The organism is Geobacter anodireducens, assembly GCA_001628815.1.
In the GTDB taxonomy this organism is placed as follows: domain Bacteria; phylum Desulfobacterota; class Desulfuromonadia; order Geobacterales; family Geobacteraceae; genus Geobacter; species Geobacter anodireducens.
In genome coordinates this window covers 3,106,113-3,126,269 of sequence record CP014963.1, presented here as the reverse complement: position 1 = coordinate 3,126,269, position 20,157 = coordinate 3,106,113, and the positions used below count along the sequence as shown (strand labels likewise).

Genomic DNA, 20,157 nt, shown 5'->3' with positions numbered 1-20,157 from the left:
GGCGGGGACCGGAAAAACCTTCCAGGGAGAACCTATGAACAGCGGCATCTATTCGGCATTATCGGGAAACATTGCAGCCATGAAGCGGCTCGATGTCCTTTCCAACAACCTGGCCAACGTGAACACTCCCGGCTTCAAAAAGGACCGGATGACCTTTGAAAGCCTCCTCCAGGCGGCCGGCACGGTTCCCCGGGCCGGCGCAACCGATGCGCCGGTCTACTCGGAAACCGCTTTCTTCACCGACCATTCCCGCGGTTCGGTTTCCCAGACCGGCAATACGTTCGATCTGGCCATCGACGGCGATGGGTTCTTCGTGGTCAACACCCCCGAAGGGAAGGCGTACACCCGGCAGGGGAACTTCAAGCTCGACGCAACGGGCAGGCTGGTGACCGCCGACGGCTACGAGGTGTCGGGCGGCGGCCCCATCGTCATCAACGGCAGCCGGGTGGAGATCAACGCCAGGGGGGAAATACTGGTGGACGGCAGCCCGGTGGGAACCCTGGAGGTGGTCGACTTCCCCAAACCCTATGCTCTTCAGAAGAACGGCAGCGCCTCTTCACGCCCACCGATCCCCAGACCGTGGCTCAGCCCGTCCAGGGCGAACCGGTGCGCCAGGGATACCTTGAGCTGTCGAACGTGAGCGCCGTCCAGGAGATGGTGCAGTTGATCGAGACCCAGCGTTTCTTTGAAATGTGCTCGAAGGCGATCAAGGCCTACGACGATATGGCCGGCAAAGCAGCCAACGAAGTCGGTAAAATCTAGGGACCCGGGACGAGCGAGAACCTGTAGCCCCAGGGGCGGACCGCGTTCGTCAAGGCGCATGCAATGCGCCTTGACGGAGTGCACAGGAACAATACAAGGAGAAAAACATGATCAGAGCATTGTGGACGGCGGCCTCAGGGATGCAGGCCCAGCAGACGAACATCGACGTCGTCGCCAACAACCTGGCCAACGTCAACACCACGGGCTTCAAGAAGAGCCGTGCCGATTTCCAGGATCTCATGTACCAGAACCTGAAAACCTCCGGCGCCCCCTCCACGAGCTCGACCCAGGTGCCGAGCGGCATCCAGATCGGCCTCGGCGCCAAGCTGGCCGCGGTGACGAAGCTGTTCAGCGAGGGGAACATCAATCAGACCGGCAATGAGCTCGATATCGCCATCGAAGGGGACGGCTTCTTCCAGATCCAGATGCCCGACGGCACCACGACCTACTCCCGCGCCGGCGCCTTCAAGCGCGACGACCAGGGCAGGGTGGTCACCTCCGATGGCTACCCCATGCTCCCCGAGCTGGTGGTGCCGAGCAACGCCACCTCCATCAGCATCGGCAATGACGGCACCGTGTCGGTCACCCAGGCGGGCCAGACCTCGCCCACCAATATCGGCAATATCCAACTGGCCACCTTCTCCAATCCGTCGGGGCTTACCGCCCTTGGGCGCAACCTCTTCCAGGAGTCGGATTCCTCGGGCACTCCCACCACCGGCACCCCGGGGCAGAACGGCATCGGCACCCTGGCCCAGGGCTTCCTGGAGATGAGCAACGTGAGCGTCATGGAGGAGATGGTCAACATGATCGTGGGCCAGCGGGCCTACGAGGTCAACTCCAAGGCGGTCCAGACCGCCGACGACATGCTCCAGCAGGCCAACAACCTGCGGCGGTAAAGGCGGTGACCAGGGACCGGGAAGGGCAGATATGCGGAGCGTTGCGCTGATCACTTTTTTCGTGCTGGCGGTTGGGACGGCGGCCTTTGCCGTACCGACCACCCAGACCATACCCAACGCCCGGGTGAAGGAGGCCATCACCGAATTCGTCCGGCAGAACACGGTAGGCTTTCAGGGGGACCTGAAGCTCCCTGCCGGCGAGGTCGGTTTCGAGGTGCTGCGCCGAACCGGTGGGAAGGGTGGGGGAAGGCAAACCTGGCCCTTATTGTCCGGGTAAACGACCGGGTGGAGCGGAACATCTCCATCCCCGTGGAGGTGGAGGCCCTTGCCGATACGGTGGTCGCCTCTCATCCCCTGGCGCGGGGGGATATCATCACCAGCGACGATGTGACGGTACAGAAGCGGGACATCTCTTCGGTCAACGGCAGGGTGTACCGGAGCATCGACGAGGTGGTGGGCAAGCGCGTCAAGAATGCGGTCCGGGCCAACACCCCCCTGAGCGGCGCAAGCATTGAGAAGATGCCCCTGGTGAAAAGCGGCCAACTGGTGACCATCATCGCCGAAAGTCCGTCCCTGCGCCTCACGGCCACCGGCAAGGCCCGGGGCAACGGCGCCGAGGGCGACATCATCAGGGTACTGAACATGGGGTCACTGAAGGAAATACCGGCGCGGGTGATCGATGTGGGAACCGTGCAGGTGGATTTCTAGGGGGAAGCGAGCCTTTTTCGCCCTGACTGCGTCAGGCTGCGGGTTTGCTTGTCAGGACGAAAAAATCTCGTTTCCTGACAGGGAGTGAGGAGATACGTCAGTGAAACGATTGGCCATGTCAATAATCTGTCTCGCCCTGGCCGGGTGCACCGTGGAAAGGACCGAGGTGCGGACTCCGACCTTTGACGAACAGCTCCGGCCGGCCCCGCCCACCTATGCCAACGGCTCCATCTGGCAGGCGTCCACCGCGGGCCTTGCCGTCGACCACAAGGCCCGCAACCGGGGCGACATCATCACCGTTCTGATCGTCGAGCAGGCGAGCGCCAGCAAAGAGGCCACCACCGACACCGAGCGCAAGGCCGAGGTGTCGGCCAGCATCCCCTATCTCATGGGGCTGGAAAAGAGTTCCACCCTCTTCGGCAAGCTGACCAACGCCAACCCCAACAACCTGCTCGGGGCCAGCACCAACTCCAAGTACGAGGGGAGCGGCGCCACGACCCGCCGGGAGAACCTGCTGGCAACCATGACGGCCAAGATCACCGATGTCCTGCCCAACGGCAACTTTCTGATCGAAGGCCGGCGTAACGTGAAGGTGAACAACGAGGACCAGATTCTGGTGCTCCAGGGGACCATCCGCCCCCGGGACGTGTCGCCGGACAACACCATCAGCTCGACCCTGATCGCGGACGCGCGGATCTCCTATACCGGCAACGGCGTCATCAGCGACCGGCAGCGGCCGGGGTGGCTCATGAATATCCTGGACTATATCTGGCCCTTCTAGTGGAGGGAAACGCGCCTTTTGCGCAATCCCGGCGTTGGTCTCCGGGTTCGCTTGTGCGGCGCACCGAGGGGGACGCCTCCGCGCGAATCCTCGGCCGCCTTGGCCTTGCACAAAAATCGCGTTTCCTGAACTGACAGCGATTTGGAAAAAACCATGACCAAAAAAATCATCTGCATAGTGGCACTTCTGCTGGCTCTTCCCCAGTTGGCCCTGGCGATCAGGATCAAGGACATCGCCAGCTTCGACGGGGTGCGGGACAACCAGCTCATCGGCTACGGCCTCATCGTGGGCCTGAACGGCACGGGCGACAGCGACCAGACCAAGTTTCCGGTCCAGTCCCTGACCAACGTGCTGGAGCGGATGGGCATCACCGTGAACCGCGACGATATCAAGGTGAAGAACGTGGCCGCGGTCATGGTGACCGCCGAGCTTCCCCCCTTCTCCAAGCAGGGGACCAGGGTCGACGTGCTCGTCTCATCCCTGGGCGACGCCAAGAGCCTTGCCGGCGGCACGCTGCTCATGACCCCCCTCACGGGTGCCGACGGCCAGGTCTACGCCGTGGCCCAGGGGGGCCTGCTGACCAACTCCTTCTCCTACGGCGGCCAGGCGGCAACGGCCCAGAAAAATCACCCCACGGCCGGCCGGATTCCCAACGGAGCACTGGTGGAGCGGGAACTGCCAAACGTCCTGGCGGATCGGTCGCAACTGCGGCTCAATCTGCACCAGCCGGATTTCACCACTGCCACGCGCATCGCCCGGGCGGTCAATGAGCAGTTCAAGGCCGGCGTGGCCACCTGCAATGACCCCGGGGCGGTCATGATTTCCCTCCCCGACGCCTATCAGGGGCGGGTGGTGGAATTCGTCGCCGACATGGAGCGCCTCGAGGTGCGCCCCGACAACCCGGCAAAGGTGGTCCTGAACGAGCGGACCGGCACCATCGTCATCGGCGAGAATGTCCGCATCGACACCGTTGCGGTCTCCCACGGCAACCTGACCCTCCTGATCAAGGAGCGCCCAGGGTTTCCCAACCCCAGCCCCTGAGCCGCACGGGCGAGACCGTGGTGGTGCCCCGCACCGGCATCAAGGTTTCCGAGGAGAGCGGCGGGCTGGCCGTGCTGCGCGAGGGAGCCAGCATCGGCGACGTGGTGCGTGCCCTCAACGCCCTGGGGGTGACGCCGCGGGACCTGATCGGCATTCTCCAGGCAATCAAGGCTGCCGGTGCCATGCAGGCGGAACTGTCGGTCATCTGACACGTTTCTCCGGCTACGGTATTCGTTTCACGAGAGGGTGCCCGCGGGCGCCCTCTCGTGCAGTTTGGCACATAACATGCTGTCATCTGGACAGGGCCGGTATGGCTAAAGTTTTCCCGATGGTGGCCGATAGGTGAATCATGCACACACGTATGCCGACCGAAACTCTCATGGCTGACGCCGAAACGGCACGCGCCCGGCAACTGGCTTCCCGGGCCGGGAAGGTCGAGCAGGAACGGATGGCGGCAAAGAAGGTTGCCCGGGAGTTCGAAGCCGTGTTCATCGGCATGATGCTCAAGTCCATGCGCGACACCGTGGGCAAGGACGACCTCACCGGCGGCGGCAGGGGGGAGGAGATATTCCGCTCCATGCTCGACCAGGAGTATGCCACGGCCTGTGCGGCGTCGGGCGGGCTCGGCCTGGCCCCCCTCATCGAGCAGCAGATTCTGCCCCGTGAGACGCAACCCTCCGTAGTGCCGGCGGCGAAGCCGGCCGCGGATGAAAAGAACGGTGCCCGATAGCTATGCTGATTGATAGCGATATCGTATCCCTTTCCAGCGCGGGGGCGCCTCCCGCTGCACCGCCGAAGGCGGGCGCGGGGCACGCGGCCAGGGCCGAGGCGGCGCCGGTGACGGAGCGGGTAGATCTCTCCATCGACAAACCGGCCATCGACCGCCTGAAGGAGGCGGCCGGCAACGGCGAGTCGTTCCGTGCCGAGCGGGTCGCGGAGATCAGGCAGCAGATGGCCGAAGGATCGTACCGGGTCGATGCCCGCTCGGTGGCGATGCGCATGATAGGACAGAACGTTTAGGGAGAGGAGATGCAGGGGATGGACAAAGGACTGTCACGGCTTGTTGAGCTTCTGAACGCCCGGGGGGCGAGCATGGAAGAGATGGTCAGGCTGCTGGAAGAGGAGCGTGCGAGCATCGTGGCGCTCCAGGCCGAGCGGCTCCAGGCCGCGGTCGAGCACAAGGTGCAGGTGGTGGCACGCATGGAAGAGCTTGATGACGACTGCCGCAAGGTCATCGCCGACGAAGCCCGCGCCAGAGGCCTGGGCGAGGCAACCCTGTCGCCCCTTCTGACCGGAACCCCCTCGCCCGAGAAGGCTGAACTTGCCGGGCTCCAGGCCAGGCTCTCGACCCTTGCCCGGGAAATCCGCGACATGATTGCCGACAACCGGCGGCTGCTGGAGACTTCCATGGTCAGGGTGGGACGGTCCCTGGCATTTTTCCAGAGCCGCCTCACGGTAGCCGAAACCTACGGCCACTCCGGCTCCATGGTGGAACGCTCCTCCGGCGGCATTCTCCGGAAGGAGATCTGACATGAGTATCCTGAGCCTCCTCGACATAGCCAAATCAGGCATCACCGCGCAGCGTCTCGCCCTTGAGGTCACCAGCGAGAACATCACCAACGTGAACACGCCCGGCTATTCGAAGCAGACCACCGTTTTCACCACCGCCACCGTGTCCCAGGAACGGGGGTTCCCCCTGGGCAACGGGGTAAGGGTGGCTGAAATCCAGCGCGCCTACGACGACTTCCTCCAGACGCAACTCAAGTCCGAAAGCACCACCAAGGGGTGGAGCGATACGGTGCTTGCCTCCATGACGCGGGCCGAGCAACTCTTCAACGAGTTCACCACCGACGGTCTGGGCAAGTCGCTGCAGGACTTTTTCGGCGCCTGGCAGGATCTGACCGCCAACCCCCAGGGCCAGCCCGAGCGGCAGGCGATCCTGGCGCGGGGGCAGCAGCTTGCGGACCAGTTCAAGCGGGTCAACAACTACCTCAACGACATCAGGACCGAGGCAAACCAGTCCCTGGAAGGGATTACCGCCAACGTCAACGACAAGCTGCGGAAGATTGCCTCCCTCAACGAGCAGATCAAGCAGATAGAGATTCAGGGCGCCCGGGCCAATGAACTGCGCGACCAGCGGGATCTGGCGGTGCGTCAGCTCGCCGAAAAAGTGGGCATCACGTATATGGAGCAGACCGACGGCACCCTCAACGTGAGCCTCTCCCTCGGTCAGCCGCTGGTCCTGGGCAAAGACGCGGCAGTCCTTTCACTGCAGCCCGATGCGGCCAATTCGGGCTTCTACAGGATCTACTCCACCGCCCCCGGCGGCACCACCGCCGTGGACATCAGTTCCATCGCAGGGGGGCCGGGGAACAGCCAGGGGGAAATGGGGGGAACGCTTCAGGTCCGCGATTCTCTCGTGAACGGGTTTCTGGCCGACCTCGATGAGCTGGCCTATACCCTGGCAACCGAGGTGAACGCGGTTCACTCCAGCGGCTTCGGCCTCACCGGCTCCACGGGGATCGGCTTCTTCACCACGCCGGCGACCATGGCGGGATACAGCGGGCTGGGAGGGATATCCGTCGCCATCACCAACACCAACGACATCGCCGCCGCCAATGCCGACCCCGCCGTGGGGGGGACCGGCAACAACACCAATGCCAAGGACATCGCTTCCCTGTTCGACAAGATCCTGCCCCTGTCGGGCGGGAACATGACCCTGGGCGGTTTCTACAACTCCCTGGTGGGGAAGGTGGGCGTGTCGGTCCAGAATGCAGAGCGGAGCGCAGCGCTGTCCGAGGGAGTCCTGAAGCAGTTGAACAATCTGCGCGAATCCCAGTCGGGGGTCTCTCTCGACGAGGAGCTGGCAAACCTCATCAAGTACCAGAAGGCCTACGAGGGGGCCGCGAAACTCATCAACACGGGAACCGAGATGATAGACATCATCCTCGGACTCGTTCGATAGGAAAACGCCATGAGAGTAACGCAAAACACCACGGCAAACCTGGTCCTCAACAGCCTCCAGACGATCAGGCGGCGAATGGAGGAGCTGGAGCAGCAGGCATCCACCGGCGTGAAGATCAGCGCTCCGGGGGACGATCCGGTCACGGCCCAGCAGATTCTCCACATGAAGTCGCTCATGGCGGCGGGGGATCAGTATTCGCGCAATATCTCCAACGGCATTTCCTGGCTCTCCATGACCGAGGCGGCCATGGACGAGATGGGGAACGTGCTCACCCGGGCCAAGGAGCTGACGGTGCAGATGGCCAACGCCACCAGCGATGCCAAGGCCCGGGAATCGGGCATGAACGAGATCATCCAGTTGCGCAACCAGCTCATTCAGCTCGGCAATACCCAGCTCAACGGTCGCTACGTGTTCGGAGGGTTCAAGAACGACACCCCTCCCTTCGATGCCGCGGGAGCGTTCAACGGCACCGATGACAGCATTACCATCGAGATCGACCGGGGCGCCTTCGTGCCGATCAACTACTCGGGCGGCAACCTGCTCCGTGGCGGCACTCCGCCGGGGTCCACCGGTACCGACATCATCGGGACGTTCGACAACCTGATCACGGCCCTGAGTGCCAACGACCAGGCGGGTGTGCAGGCGGAACTGCCGAACCTGGAGTCCGCCCTGTCCCAGGTCCTGTCGAACCGCACCGATCTCGGCGCCCGCATGAACCGGCTCGAAAGCCAGAAGAACGTCATCGAGGAGATGAAGTTCAGCCTCACAAAGGTTCTCTCCGATAAGCAGGACGTGGATTTCATGCAGGTCATCAGCGACCTGACCAAGCAGCAGACGGCTTTTGAAGCGGCGATCGCGGCGTCGGGGAAAATTTCGCAAGTTTCACTTCTTGACTACCTCTCGTAGGGGGAAGGGCGCCAGGAGGGCGTATGTTAGTACTGACCAGAAAAATGGGAGAAGTAGTCACCATCGGTGATTCCATCAGGATCAAGGTGGTGGAGATGAAGGGAAACCAGGTGCGGCTCGGCATCGAGGCTCCCAATGACCTGCGCATTTACCGTGAGGAAATCTACCTCAAGGTTCAGCGCGAAAACCAGATCGCCGCTTCGTGGAACCTGGCGGACCTGGAGAAGGCGGTAACCTGCCTCGGCGCGGACGGGAAGGAGTAAGAACGTGAACGTGACCACCACGCGTTTCGGCGAGATAGTCATCGACGAGGCGAAAATCATCACCATGCCCGACGGGATGCTCGGATTCTCCGAGAAACGCTTTGCCCTGCTCACCCCACAAAACATAACCCCCTTCTGCTGGTTCCAGTCGGTGGAGAACCCGGAATTGGCCTTCGTGGTGGTGGACACCAAGGAGTGCGCGCCGGACTACGCGGTAAAGCTCACCGCCGAAGAGAGCGAAAAGCTCTGCGTGAACGACGGCGATGAGGTGCTGCTGCTGGCGGTCGTGACCATGGCCTCAGACCCCTTCGACATCACGGTCAACCTCCAGGGGCCCATCGCGCTCAACCCGAAGCGGATGCTTGCCAAGCAGATCGTCCTGGAGGGGAGCAGGTATACCACCAAACAGCCCTTCTTTGATCAGGCCGCCAGGGGCAGGGCGTCCGGCACGGGGAGCGCGGCCGGCGCTGTCTCTGTGGCATAGTTTGGCAACGGTGCGTAATTTGGGCTAATCCTCCCGCTGTGCGCGGAGCGACTGCTTTTTGAGAAAAAAATAAGGGACACGCGATTTTTTTCTAAAGCTTTTCCGGCTGCCGCCGATACGTGAACTAAACGGTGGCGCTTCGCACGTCGACCGAAGATGAAAGTTGAAAGGCAGGGCGTGGACGGCACCCGCGTCGGGCCCGGCTGGGCGCCGGCAACGTCATGGCTTTCGGCTTGCACACCCAAGGGGTAAGGAAACCCCGAATCACACTCAAGGAGGAAGTACACCATGGCACTCACAGTAAACACCAACGTCGCATCCATCAACGCCCAGCGGAACCTCAACATCACCCAGTTGTCCCTTGGCAAGTCCCTTGAGCGCCTCTCGTCCGGCTATCGGATCAACCGCGCCGGTGACGACGCCGCCGGTCTGGCCATCTCCGAGAACATGAGGGCTCAGATTCGCTCCATGAACCAGGCCGTCCGCAACGCCAACGACGGCGTGTCTCTCGTGCAGACCGCTGAAGGTGCTCTGAACGAGGTCAGCAACATCCTGGTCCGGATGAGGGAGCTCGCCACCCAGTCTGCTACCGGCACCGTTTCTTCCGAGCAGCGTGGCTACATCGACTCCGAGTTCCAGGCCCTCAAGGGCGAGATCGACCGGATTGCCAGCTCCAGCGAGTTCAACGGCTCCAAGCTTCTGGACGGCACCTCCGCCACCTACTCGTTCCAGGTTGGTTCGCGCAATACCAGCAATGACGTGATCTCCGTCTCCATCAGTGCTGCCGGCGCCAGCTCCATCGGCGTTGGCACCGCCAGCGTCACCGGTACCGATGGTGCCAACGCCAAGGCCGCCCTTGACTCCATCGACTCGGCCATCCAGAACGTCTCCGGCATCCGCGGTACCCTGGGTGCGGTCCAGAACCGCCTCCAGTCCACCATCAACAACCTCCAGGTGTCGGTGGAGAACCTCTCCGCCGCAGAATCCCGGATCCGCGACGTTGACGTTGCTTCCGAGACCGCAGCCCTGACCCGCGCCCAGATCCTGACCCAGGCCGGCACCGCCATCCTGGCCCAGGCCAACCAGACCCCGCAGTCGGCTCTTTCGCTCCTGCGTTAATCCGACTGGCAGTTCAGGTCATGCAAAGGGGGGAGGCACATGCCTCTCCCCTTTCTTTATTGACGGAGCGCATCGTGCTCCCCGTTTCTCCCCGCGGTTTCTCAAGGTCGAAAATCTGACTCTCTCTGCCTCGCTCCACTGCGGGTTTGGTCAAATCGTTGACACTCCCGTCTCTCGCCGCTAAAGTTTTTCCCGATCAGGTCGATACGTATATGCAGGGATGGCACCCTGCTGGGTAGTGCACCCGGCCAAGGGCTGCGTGGCCTGAAAACGCCGCGCTTCTTTTCCGGAAGCGTTTTTTGATTGTACTGATTCAAGGTGGAGCCGGTTTTGCATCTCCGGTTCCCGAGGAGGAAACGCACATGGCAAGCGTATCGTTTAGCGGATTGGCAACGGGACTGGACTCAAATACGCTCATTTCCCAGCTCATGTATCTGGAGCGCGCTCCCGAGCGGATCCTGGAGAGCAAGAAGAGCACGATCAACAGCCAGATCGATGTCTACAACCAGGTCACGAACCTGCTGAACTCATTCAAGACACTGGCTGCCGGCATGAATACCGCCACCGGCTTCATGGGCAAGACCACGTCCGTGGGGGACAGTACGGTCGCGACGGCCACGTCGTCCAGCATCGCATCGCCGGGCAGCTATACCCTGACGGTAAACTCCCTGGCAAAGAACGAGCGTCAGGTGGTTGATCAGGGGTATGCCTCGGCAGACGAGCTCAATTTCAAGACCGGCACCTTCACCATTAGCGGTGTGGCCACTCCCATCACCATTGCCGAAGGCCAGAACTCCCTCCAGGGGATCGCCTCTGCCATCAATGCCTCCGGCGCGAACGTGACTGCGTCGATCATCAACGACGGATCGGCGAATCCCTACCGGCTCGTCATCACCGGCAAGGATACGAACAATTACACCCTTGACTTCTCCGGCCTCACCGGCGACCCGGCCAGCGGTACCGCCTATGCCACGCCTACCATCACCAAGTCGGGCCCGGCCTATCAGGCGGGAGCGGCTGCCAGTTTCTCCGTAAACGGCATTGCCATCACCAAGACCTCCAACATCGTCACTGACGTGATCCCCGGCGTGTCACTCACCCTGCTCAAGGAGGGGGGAGCCACCACCACGGTTACCGTGGGGAACGATACATCCGGGGTCACCAAGAAGATCAACGACTTCGTCGGCGCCTACAACGCGGCCATGTCCCAGATCAACAAGCAGTCCGAGTACAATGCCACCACCAAGAAGGGAGGGGTCCTCTCCGGGGACTCGACCCTGCGCAGCGTGAAGACGCAGCTCCAGAACATCCTGACCACTCCCGTGGCGGGAATTGCCGGCAAATACTCCACCCTGGCCGATATCGGCATCACCACCGATCGGTCCAACGGCACCCTTGCCATCGATTCGACCAAGCTTGCCGATGCCCTGGGAAGCAATTTCAACGATGTTGTCGAGCTCTTCACGAAAAACGGCGGTGTCTCCAACCTTGCCACTGAGAAGTATGGCGTGGCCGAGCAATTCAGGAAAACCATCGACCGCTTTACCCACACGTACGAGGGGCCGTCCTCCACGGCCAACGGCATCATTTCGAGCCGGGTGCGGGGGCTCAACGACACCATCAAGAGCATCGACGACCAGATCGCGGCCATGGAAGTGCGGATGGCGCGCAAGGAAGAGGCCTTGAAAAAGCAGTTCACCGCCATGGAGACCCTTGTCAGCAGTCTCACAACGCAGGGAAATTCGCTCATCAATTACCTGTACAGGTCATAGTGACCGCGCGAGTCACAACCAGGAGGAACAGGAATGCTGACCCCTTTCAACCAGTACCAGAACACCCAGGTCGGGACTGCCAGCCCGGAAAAGATCCTGATCATGCTCTATGACGGAGCCATCAACTTCTCGAAGATCGCCCTCGAACGGATGGAAAAGAAGGACCTGGCGGGGAAGGGCAAATACATCAGCAAGGCCCAGGCCATTGTTTCCGAACTGATGAATACCCTCAACCACGACGTGGGCGGCGGTATCACCCAGCGCCTTGAGCAGCTTTACATCTACGTCATCGACGAGTACATCAACGCCAACATCAACAACTCGCCCCGGGCCCTGGAGAACGCCATCAGGATCCTTACCGTGCTCCGCGACACCTGGGTCGAGGCCATCGACATCTGGAAGCGGGAGCGTGAAGCCGTGCCCCCGTCGATCCATCAGCCGGGTTACGTGGCGGGGCAGGCACGATGACGGCCGCGGACCTGACGGCATTACTGGCCAGCGGCGAAGAACTCTACAATCTCCTTCTGTCCGAGGCGGAGGCACTGCTGCGCAACTTCGACACCAACAGCGCCGAGGATTTCGAGCAGGCAGTGGCGTGCCGCGAGCGCATCATGACGTCCCTGGACGATTTCAACGGCCGCCTTTCCGCCCTGTCCTCGCAGGGGAGTGGACACGGGGATGCCGAGCAGCTCCTGTCGTCCTTTCATCGTCTTCAGGAGGAATCGACCAAGAAAATCGTCGAACTCGACTCCCTTGTCATCGCCCTTGCCCGCGAGCGTCTCGTCACTCTCGGCGAGGAGATGTCGGCCCTTGCCCGGGGCAAAAGCGCCCTCCATAGTTACGAGGGGGGGCGCGAGGAGAGACACAACATGAGCAGGACCGCCTGAGACCGGGCGGCCGTGCGGGCCGGCTTGACACCGGGCGCACAGCACCACGTGCAAGGAGGCATTTGATGAATACCTATGCTGAAGCTGACAAGCGGCAGGCGTCCCCCGGCCAGACCACGGAAGACGGAGCGTTGCTCGTTCGGGCCGTTCTTGATGACGGGGCCTCGCACGCTGCCGAACTGCAGCGGTTTACGCTGGCCACGGCCGGTCTGTTCAGGGCGGGCAACGACCGGCCGGCCCTGGATCACTATATTGAACTCCTGGGCGGCTTCGACATGCTCATCAGAGCGCTTGCCGATGTCGCCTTCGTACTCGGCGTCGACTTCTCCACCACCCCCGCCGGGGACGTGACGCTGGAACGTTTCGTGGGACAACTCAACACGCTCCTCCAGGAGACCATGGCCGCCCAGCAGCGCAAGGACTGGGTCCTGATCGCCGACCTCCTCGAATACGAACTCGCGCCTCACCTGGGCCAATGGCGGGAGCTGTTCGCCGCGCTCGGTGACACGGCTGCCCGTTGATCCAGGAGTGCCTTCATGTCCGCTGATGGCTCCGAGTACGGACGGTTCTTCGAGCAGCTCCAGAAGATCAACCTCACGGTACGGCTCGGCGACGTCGGGTCCTTTGACGGAACTGCCGCCATTACCTCGCTGAAGGGAAGCCTTGCCTGGCTCGAACTGTTCGGTGCAGAGCAACCGCCTGCCGGCATGCTCAGCGAGGGTGCCGAGGTTTCCGTTTCCGTCTGGACCGGCGGTGCCCTCTGCCGGTGCGACGGCCGGGTCGAGACGGTGCGCGACGACCGGCAGTTCGCCATCCGCCTCGCGGGAAGGGTCCGCGAGCTGCAGCGCCGCGAATATTTCCGTCTCGATGTCTCGATCCCTTTCAGCTACGAACTGCTGCCGGGCATGTCGCCCGAAGAGGCCCAGGAACGCTGGCTTCACGAGCGAATGGACTCATGGCGCTCTCCGGCAATGGCCCAGGAGGGGTCAAGCTGGCGGGTCGTGGACTGGAACGGTCGCGACATCCCATCCGCCCGGGCCAACCTGAGCGGCGGCGGCATGAGATTCAGGGTTTCCGAGGAGGTGGCGTCGGGGACCCTCATGCTGGTCAGCCTCTTTCTCCCGCATCCCCAGCCACGGATGATCTGCGTCCTGGCCGAGGCCCTGCGCTGCTCCGAGATCACCCTTACGCTCCAGGCGGGAACCCACTATTCCCTCTCCATGAGGTTCATCACCATCAGCGACAAGGACCGGGAAGCAGTCATCTCCTACCTTTTTTCCGAGCAGCGTCGCGAGCTGATGTCGAAAAGCGATCGTATCCAGGTCGGGGGACGACGGTGAGCGCAGAGCAGCCGGAGGCTCCGTCCTCCGGGGTGCGGATCATGCCCGGCCGCAGGGGGCACCCCACGGCCCTGGTCATGGGCGAGGACGGCATCGAAACCTGCCTCCACTCCCTCTACGACCCGATCCGCGAGGCAGGCTCCTTTGTTGCGGGACCGGTGGATGCCGCGGTCCTCGTTTTTCTCGGCACCGGCCTCGGCTACCACCTGCCCCGGTCCCTGGCGAACAATCCGCACGTCAACCGCGTCATCCTCGTGGAGCGGCACCCGGAACTGGCCGAACTGGCCGCGGCCCGGCTCTGCCAGGGGTGGAACGGGCGGATCGAGGTGGTAACGCCTTCCACACCCGGCGGCGGATTCCCGCCCGTTCCTGAGGCGCTCGATGCCGCAGCGCTGTACGTCGTCCCTCACCCCCCCTCGCTGCGGGCACATCCTGCCTGGTACGACCACTACCGCATCCTGCTCGCAACCGTGGGGCGGACGGGTCCCGCCGCGGACCGGACGCAGGCAGCGGGCCGCCCCCTGACGATCCTCGTCCCCTTCGAAGCCTACTATGTCCAGCGGGAGTGTATCCACGGCCTCGAATCCCTGGGGCACCGGGTCGTGGTCCTGGACTGCCGGGGGCGCGAAGGGGACGAAGCATCGCTGTTCGGCGAGGCGCTCCGCGGCGAGCGGCCAGACCTGGTGCTGAGCATCAACATGCGCGGCCTCGACCGGCGCGGCGTTGCGGCGCAAATGCTGCGCCGGCTCGGCATCCCGCTCGCCCTCTGGTTCGTGGACTCGCCGGAATTCATCCTTTACGGCGAGGCATTGCCCCCTGCCGACGGATGCCATGTCTTCCTGTGGGAAAAGAGCTACCTGCCGGCGGTGGCCGCGCAGGGATACCGGGTGTCGCACCTGCCCCTGGCAGCCGATGTCCGCTTGGCCGGGGCCGCCCGCGTGGAGGAACGGTTCAGCGCAGGATTGTCCTTTGTGGGAAACTCGCTGGCGAGCGGTTTTCTGGCCCGCCTGGCCGTCAAGTTTCCGGTTACGGCCCAGGTCATGGCGTTCGCCGGCGAAGCGGTTGAACGAATCATCGCCGCCCGGGGCGATCAGTTGCAGCTTGTCGACCAGCTCGTGGCCGAGGGTGGCCGTTTTCTGCCTGATGATGCCCGCCTTTTCTTCCGGGCCTACCTGCTCCATAGTGCCACCTCCGCCTATCGGACCAGGCTCCTGGGTCAGTTGCTCCCGTTGGGGCTTACCTTCTTCGGCGATCCGGACGGATGGCGGAAGGTGTTCGGCAGCGCCATTGACGCGCGTCCCGACGTGAATTACTTCAGGGAAACCCCGGCGGTCTACGCCTCCAGCGCCGTGAATGTCAACGCCACCAGCCTCCAGATGCCCCACACCGTCAACCAGCGGGTCTTTGACGTGCCCCTGTGCGGCGGTTTTCTCCTGACCGACCGGCAGGGTGCCCTGGGTGAGCTCTTTGCCGAGAATGAGGTGGCGCTTTACGACGGGATCAGCGACGTGGCTGAAACGGCCCAGTGTTACCTGGAGCGGGAGGGGCTGCGGCGGGAGATCGCGGAACGTGCCCGGCGCAGGGTGCTTGGCGAGCACACCTACGGGCACCGGATGCGGAAGATGATCGCAGAGGTTCTCGGGGCGGCGGCCAGGCCGGCTTAGGCCGGGAGCAGGTTGCCGCAGTAGCCCGTTGACATTGCGGAGCATTGTGGTTCATAAACGCCATGGCATCTCCCGGCACGAGGGGGGAATCCGGAATCCATCCCGTGGGGGATCCATGGGCGTCATCGATATACACTGTCATACCGCCGGGGTCGGAGCCGGCGGCAGCGGCTGCTTCGTCTCGACCAGCCTGAGGGACAGTTGGAGGTACCGGTTCTACCTGGCATCCTTCGGAATCACCGATGCGGAGCTCGAACGGGAAGGGGACGGCCTGGTCCTGCGCCGTCTCGCGGAGCGGCTGGCAGCCTCGACCCGGGTCCAGACCGCCGTGGTACTGGCACTGGACGGCGTCGTCGACTCCCGGGGAAGCCTGGACCGGGCACGGACCGAGCTGTTCATTCCCAATGACTTCCTCGCCGGCCAGTGCCGCAGATATCCCAACCTCCTGTTCGGCGCCAGCGTCAATCCCCTGCGGCCCGACGCCCTGGACCGGCTCGATGCCGCGGCCGCCGACGGCGCGGTGCTGATCAAGTGGCTTCCCTCAATCCAGGGGATCGATCCGGCGGACCGGCGACTGGTACCCTTTTACCGGCGCCTTGCGGAACTGGGGTTGCCCCTGCTCACCCACACCGGCGCAGAGCAGTCGTTCACCCGGTCGGATAGCAGGCTGTCCGACCCGAACCGCCTCCGCCTCCCCCTCGATGAAGGGGTGAAGGTCATTGCCGCCCACTGCGCCACCAGCGGCAGGAGCGACGGCCAACGGAACCGGCACCGGCTTCTGGCCCTGTTCGCGGCCTACCCCAACCTCCATGCCGACATCTCATCCCTTACCCAGATAAACCGCCTGGGGCACCTTCAATGGGTCCTGAAGCACCGGGAGCTGCATGGGCGGCTCCTGTACGGCACCGATATGCCCCTGCCGGCCACGGGACTCGCCTCACCCTGGTTTCACCTCTTCTCTCTCGGTCCGTGCTCGGCGCGGCGCCTGGCCGCCATCAGCAACCCCTGGGACCGGGACGTGGCCCTGAAGCTGGCATTGGGGATGCCCGAGCAGATTCTTCACAACGGGGCCGGTCTGCTGCGACCCGTCTGACGATACCGAGGCTGCCATGAATTCCACAGACACCGGAACAGCCGTGCTTCCTTCGGCCTTCAACCGCCTCAATCTGGCCCAGGCCCTGGGGGCGCTGAACGACAACGTCATCAAGCTGACCATCGTCTTTTTCCTCATCGGCCATTTCGGCCAGGAACGGGCGGCAACCGTGGCCGCCATCGGCAGCGCCGCCTTTGTGGCCCCGTTCCTCCTTTTTTCGGCCCTGGCCGGTTCCCTTGCCGACCGGTTCCCCAAGGGGCGGATCATCGTCCGGGTGAAGGTCCTGGAGGTGGGGATCGCGCTTTTGGCCGTGGCTGGCCTCCTGGTTGCCAGCCCGTTGCTGCTGGGAGTGGTGATCTTTCTGCTGGGCACCCACAGCGCCCTTTTTGCTCCTGCGAAATATGGGGTGGTGCCGGAACTGGTGGCGCGGGAGGAGCTCTCCCGGGCCAACAGCCTCCTGGAGATGTGGTCGTTCCTGGCCATCGTGGGGGGGACGGCCCTGGCTCCGTTTCTGGTTCAACTGGCCGGCGGCCGCCAGGGCGTTGCGCTGCTGGCCGGCGTGGCAGTGGCCCTGTGCGGATACCTGGTGGCCCGCACCCTGCCGGAGACCCGCGCCGCCGCGCCGGAGCGTCCGGTGGCGTTTTCTCCGGCCGCCTACTGGCGTACCCTGCGGAGCCTGAGGCATGACGGGTATCTCCTGCTGGCGGTGGTTGGCGCGGCCTACTTTCTGTTTGTGGGGGCCTTCTGCCAGCTTGCTCTTCTGCCCTACGGCATGAAGCTCCTGGCCCTGTCCGAGGAGCAGAGCGGTTATCTCTTCGTGGCCGCTGCCGTGGGGATCGGCGCCGGTTCGTTGCTTGCGGGGCGTCTCTCGGGGCGTACGGTGGAATTCGGCGTGGTCCCCATCGGCGCCGCAGGGCTCGCCCTTTGCTCGTTCCTGCTGGCAACGTTACCGGCACATCTCCCTTCCGTCCTGGCCGCAGTGACCCTGTTCGGGATGAGTGCCGGGCTTTTCATCGTGCCGCTCCAGTCCTTCATCCAGCTCCGCGCTCCCGCCGACCGGCGCGGGGAGGTTCTTGCCGCCTCAACCTTCCTCAGTTGGGTCGGCGTGCTCCTTGCGTCGGCACTACTCTGGGTCCTCGCCGGGCCACTGGGAATCTCGCCCGCCGGTTGCTTCGGCGTTCTGGGCGCCATCACCCTTGTGCTCACCCTGGTAACGCTCCGGGTGCTCCCCGATTTCCTGCTCCGCTTCGTGGCCCTGGTTGCCATGCGGCTCTGCTACCGCCTTGCCGTCATCGATGACCGCCACGTGCCGGTGGAGGGAGGAGCGCTCCTGGTGGCCAACCACGTTTCCTGGCTCGACGCGCTTCTGCTCATCGCCACGCAGCAGCGGCGGATCCGCTTTGTCATGGAGCGGGAAATCTACCGTACCCCTCTTCTGAAGCAGCTCTGCTCTCTGATGGGGGTGATTCCGGTCTCGTCGAAGGACGGCAGGAAGGGTCTTCTGGAGTTCATCGCGAACGCCCGCCGGGCACTGGACGAGGGATACCTGGTCTGCATTTTCGCCGAGGGGGCCATTACCCGCAACGGCATGCTCAACCAGTTCAGGGGGGGCTTCGAGCGGATCGTGAAGGGGACGAACCATCCCATCATCCCGGTCTATATCGGCGGTGCGTGGGGGAGCATCCTCTCGTATGCCCACGGCAAGCTCCTCTCCCGTTTCCCGTCGCTTCTCCCTACCGGGTGACGGTCCTCTTCGGCGCGCCGCTCCGGGCGGGGAGCAGTGCCCACGACGTGCGCCGGGCCGTGATGGAGCTCTCCTGCGCCTGGTTCCAGACCCGAAAGCCCCGGCGGCGGCCGCTGGGAGAGCTTTTCGCCGAGACCGCCCGGGAGAACTGGTCCCGCCCCGCCGTGGCCGACACCGGCGGCCGGGAACTCACCTACGGCAGGGCCCTGGCCGGCGCCGTCGCCCTGGCGGCCACATTGAAGCCTTTCACTGCCGGGCAGGAGATGGCAGGAATCTGTCTGCCCCCCACCGTGGCGGGCGCCCTGGTCAACATCGCCCTCTCCCTCAATGGCACCGTACCGGTAAATCTCAACTACACCGCTTCAGCCGACGGCATACGCTCATCTCTTGACCAGTGCGGCATCAGGGTAACCATAACCTCCCGGCGCTTGCGGGAAAAGCTCGGTTCGCTGCCGGAACTGCCCGGAGTCCTGTACGTGGAGGACCTCCTGGCCGGCCTGACCGGCGGCCACAAGCGACTGGCGTTCCTGAAGGCCCGCTTTCTGCCCCTGCGCCTGCTGGCCGGGCAGGCCGGATTCAGCGCCGACCAGCCGGCCACGGTCATCTTCTCCTCGGGCAGCGCCGGCGAACCCAAGGGGGTGATGCTGTCGCACCACAACGTCATCTCCAACCTGGAGGCGCTCCGCATGGTCTTTCGCGCCACCCGGCGGGACAACATCTGCTCGGCCCTGCCGTTCTTCCACTCCCTGGGCTTCACCGCTACACTCTGGCTGCCGCTTCTTTCCGGCTTTTCCGCGGTCTACCATACCAATCCCCTGGACGGCGAGACCATTGCCGCAACGGTCCGGGAGCGGCGGTCGACGCTCCTCATCGCTACCCCCACCTTTCTGATGGCCTATCTCCGTCGGGCAAGGCCGGAGGACTTTGCCTCGCTGCGGCTCGTCATCACCGGGGCCGAGAAACTGAAGCCTGAACTGGCCGACAGCTTCCAGGAGAAGTTCGGCATCCGGCCCATGGAAGGATACGGCGCCACCGAACTGTCGCCGGTCATCTCCCTGTCACTGCCCGACGTGGAGGTCGACGGTGTCCGCCAGGCCGGTTTCCGGGAGGGGAGCGTGGGGCTGCCCGTCCCCGGCGTGGTGGTGAAGATCGTGGAGCCTGAAACCTTTGAGCCGGTTGCCGAAGGGGTGACGGGACTGATCCTCGTCACGGGCCCCAACGTCATGCTCGGCTACCTCGGCAAGCCGGAGAAGACCGCCGGGGTCATCCGCGACGGCTGGTACGTCACCGGCGACCTGGGGTACCTGGACGACCACGGCTTTCTCCACATCACCGACCGCCTTTCCCGTTTCAGCAAGATAGCCGGAGAGATGGTCCCCCACGGTGCGGCCGAGGATGCCCTCCATGCCCGCCTGGGCCGGGCGGGTCTTGTGGCGGTGACCGGTGTCCCTGATGAGAAAAGGGGGGAAAAGCTGGTAGTGGTCTACACCCCCGATGCAGGGGATGCCGAAACGCTCCACCGGTTCATGACGGAGAGCGAGCTGCCCAATCTCTGGAAGCCGGCGCGGGACTGTTACGTGGCGGTGGAGGCGCTGCCGGTTCTCGGCACCGGCAAGCTTGATCTGCGGGGAGTGCGGGATGCCGCGCTGGCGGCGGTGGGCGGTTGAGCCGTGCGGATTCCTCCCGCACGGAGCCTGTTGTCGTGTTGACGGGGAAAAAAGGAAAAAGACGC

Annotated in this window: 17 protein-coding genes and 4 pseudogenes; all 21 read left to right on the top strand. The window is 63.7% G+C overall.

Features of this window, described 5'->3' with window-relative positions:
• Window positions 1–34: 34 nt before the first annotated feature.
• The 21 genes and pseudogenes from A2G06_14360 (at window position 35) to A2G06_14260 (ending at window position 20,092) form a co-directional block, all read left to right on the top strand.
• Window positions 35–762: pseudogene (locus tag A2G06_14360) on the top strand (flagellar biosynthesis protein FlgG).
• Between the two features lie 107 nt (window positions 763–869).
• Window positions 870–1,658, top strand: coding sequence for a flagellar basal-body rod protein FlgG (gene flgG / locus A2G06_14355; GenBank protein ID ANA41239.1), 789 nt, complete (start codon window positions 870–872; stop codon window positions 1,656–1,658).
• Between the two features lie 31 nt (window positions 1,659–1,689).
• Window positions 1,690–2,366: pseudogene (locus A2G06_14350) on the top strand (flagellar biosynthesis protein FlgA).
• Between the two features lie 100 nt (window positions 2,367–2,466).
• Window positions 2,467–3,147 carry a flagellar biosynthesis protein FlgH gene (locus A2G06_14345; protein ID ANA41238.1) on the top strand — a complete coding sequence of 227 codons (681 nt, stop codon included), beginning with the start codon at window positions 2,467–2,469 and terminating at the stop codon, window positions 3,145–3,147.
• A gap of 153 nt (window positions 3,148–3,300) precedes the next feature.
• Window positions 3,301–4,397, top strand: a pseudogene (gene flgI / locus A2G06_14340) (flagellar biosynthesis protein FlgA).
• Between the two features lie 140 nt (window positions 4,398–4,537).
• Window positions 4,538–4,918 (top strand): flagellar biosynthesis protein FlgJ, encoded by a 381-nt coding sequence (locus tag A2G06_14335; protein ANA41237.1) that lies wholly within the window; start codon window positions 4,538–4,540, stop codon window positions 4,916–4,918.
• A gap of 2 nt (window positions 4,919–4,920) precedes the next feature.
• Window positions 4,921–5,208 carry a flagellar biosynthesis anti-sigma factor FlgM gene (locus tag A2G06_14330; protein ANA41236.1) on the top strand — a complete coding sequence of 96 codons (288 nt, stop codon included), beginning with the start codon at window positions 4,921–4,923 and terminating at the stop codon, window positions 5,206–5,208.
• Between the two features lie 18 nt (window positions 5,209–5,226).
• Entirely contained in the window at window positions 5,227–5,718 is a 492-nt protein-coding gene (locus A2G06_14325; GenBank protein ID ANA41702.1) for a flagellar biosynthesis protein FlgN, read from the top strand.
• 1 nt (window position 5,719) lies between these two features.
• Complete coding sequence (locus tag A2G06_14320; GenBank protein ANA41235.1) at window positions 5,720–7,153, top strand: flagellar hook-associated protein FlgK; 1,434 nt, start codon at window positions 5,720–5,722, stop codon at window positions 7,151–7,153.
• A 9-nt stretch (window positions 7,154–7,162) separates the two neighbouring features.
• A complete protein-coding gene (locus tag A2G06_14315) occupies window positions 7,163–8,059 on the top strand; it encodes a flagellar biosynthesis protein FlgL (GenBank protein ANA41234.1) in 897 nt (298 codons plus the stop codon).
• Window positions 8,060–8,082: 23 nt separating this feature from the next.
• Window positions 8,083–8,322 carry a carbon storage regulator gene (locus tag A2G06_14310; GenBank protein ANA41233.1) on the top strand — a complete coding sequence of 80 codons (240 nt, stop codon included), beginning with the start codon at window positions 8,083–8,085 and terminating at the stop codon, window positions 8,320–8,322.
• 4 nt (window positions 8,323–8,326) lie between these two features.
• Window positions 8,327–8,806: a flagellar assembly protein FliW gene (locus A2G06_14305; GenBank protein ID ANA41232.1), complete on the top strand. Its 480-nt coding sequence runs from the start codon at window positions 8,327–8,329 to the stop codon at window positions 8,804–8,806.
• A 288-nt stretch (window positions 8,807–9,094) separates the two neighbouring features.
• On the top strand, window positions 9,095–9,925 hold the full coding sequence (locus A2G06_14300) for a flagellin (GenBank protein ID ANA41231.1): 831 nt from the start codon (window positions 9,095–9,097) through the stop codon (window positions 9,923–9,925).
• 362 nt (window positions 9,926–10,287) lie between these two features.
• Window positions 10,288–11,697 (top strand): flagellar cap protein FliD, encoded by a 1,410-nt coding sequence (locus A2G06_14295; protein ANA41230.1) that lies wholly within the window; start codon window positions 10,288–10,290, stop codon window positions 11,695–11,697.
• A 33-nt stretch (window positions 11,698–11,730) separates the two neighbouring features.
• On the top strand, window positions 11,731–12,165 hold the full coding sequence (locus A2G06_14290; GenBank protein ID ANA41229.1) for a flagellar export chaperone FliS: 435 nt from the start codon (window positions 11,731–11,733) through the stop codon (window positions 12,163–12,165).
• Window positions 12,162–12,584: a hypothetical protein gene (locus tag A2G06_14285; protein ANA41228.1), complete on the top strand. Its 423-nt coding sequence runs from the start codon at window positions 12,162–12,164 to the stop codon at window positions 12,582–12,584. Before A2G06_14290 ends, A2G06_14285 begins: the two co-directional genes overlap by 4 nt.
• Before the next feature lie 65 nt (window positions 12,585–12,649).
• The gene (locus tag A2G06_14280) at window positions 12,650–13,105 is read left to right on the top strand and encodes a hypothetical protein (GenBank protein ID ANA41227.1); all 456 of its coding nucleotides are present in this window, start codon (window positions 12,650–12,652) and stop codon (window positions 13,103–13,105) included.
• Window positions 13,106–13,120: 15 nt separating this feature from the next.
• Window positions 13,121–13,924 carry a pilus assembly protein PilZ gene (locus tag A2G06_14275; GenBank protein ID ANA41226.1) on the top strand — a complete coding sequence of 268 codons (804 nt, stop codon included), beginning with the start codon at window positions 13,121–13,123 and terminating at the stop codon, window positions 13,922–13,924.
• Window positions 13,921–15,588, top strand: coding sequence for a hypothetical protein (locus tag A2G06_14270; protein ANA41225.1), 1,668 nt, complete (start codon window positions 13,921–13,923; stop codon window positions 15,586–15,588). The genes A2G06_14275 and A2G06_14270 overlap by 4 nt, the downstream gene beginning before the upstream one ends.
• Before the next feature lie 115 nt (window positions 15,589–15,703).
• On the top strand, window positions 15,704–16,681 hold the full coding sequence (locus A2G06_14265; protein ID ANA41224.1) for a metal-dependent hydrolase: 978 nt from the start codon (window positions 15,704–15,706) through the stop codon (window positions 16,679–16,681).
• Between the two features lie 16 nt (window positions 16,682–16,697).
• Window positions 16,698–20,092: pseudogene (locus A2G06_14260) on the top strand (2-acyl-glycerophospho-ethanolamine acyltransferase).
• Window positions 20,093–20,157: the final 65 nt, after the last annotated feature.

Bases quoted from the DNA above. Each gene is read 5' to 3' on its own strand.
- flgG (ANA41239.1), top strand. From the start codon at position 870: ATGATCAGAGCATTGTGGACGGCGGCCTCAGGGATGCAGGCCCAGCAG.
- A2G06_14335 (ANA41237.1), top strand. From the start codon at position 4,538: ATGCACACACGTATGCCGACCGAAACTCTCATGGCTGACGCCGAAACG.
- A2G06_14330 (ANA41236.1), top strand. From the start codon at position 4,921: ATGCTGATTGATAGCGATATCGTATCCCTTTCCAGCGCGGGGGCGCCT.
- A2G06_14325 (ANA41702.1), top strand. From the start codon at position 5,227: ATGGACAAAGGACTGTCACGGCTTGTTGAGCTTCTGAACGCCCGGGGG.
- A2G06_14320 (ANA41235.1), top strand. From the start codon at position 5,720: ATGAGTATCCTGAGCCTCCTCGACATAGCCAAATCAGGCATCACCGCG.
- A2G06_14315 (ANA41234.1), top strand. From the start codon at position 7,163: ATGAGAGTAACGCAAAACACCACGGCAAACCTGGTCCTCAACAGCCTC.
- A2G06_14310 (ANA41233.1), top strand. From the start codon at position 8,083: ATGTTAGTACTGACCAGAAAAATGGGAGAAGTAGTCACCATCGGTGAT.
- A2G06_14300 (ANA41231.1), top strand. From the start codon at position 9,095: ATGGCACTCACAGTAAACACCAACGTCGCATCCATCAACGCCCAGCGG.
- A2G06_14295 (ANA41230.1), top strand. From the start codon at position 10,288: ATGGCAAGCGTATCGTTTAGCGGATTGGCAACGGGACTGGACTCAAAT.
- A2G06_14290 (ANA41229.1), top strand. From the start codon at position 11,731: ATGCTGACCCCTTTCAACCAGTACCAGAACACCCAGGTCGGGACTGCC.
- A2G06_14285 (ANA41228.1), top strand. From the start codon at position 12,162: ATGACGGCCGCGGACCTGACGGCATTACTGGCCAGCGGCGAAGAACTC.
- A2G06_14280 (ANA41227.1), top strand. From the start codon at position 12,650: ATGAATACCTATGCTGAAGCTGACAAGCGGCAGGCGTCCCCCGGCCAG.
- A2G06_14275 (ANA41226.1), top strand. From the start codon at position 13,121: ATGTCCGCTGATGGCTCCGAGTACGGACGGTTCTTCGAGCAGCTCCAG.
- A2G06_14265 (ANA41224.1), top strand. From the start codon at position 15,704: ATGGGCGTCATCGATATACACTGTCATACCGCCGGGGTCGGAGCCGGC.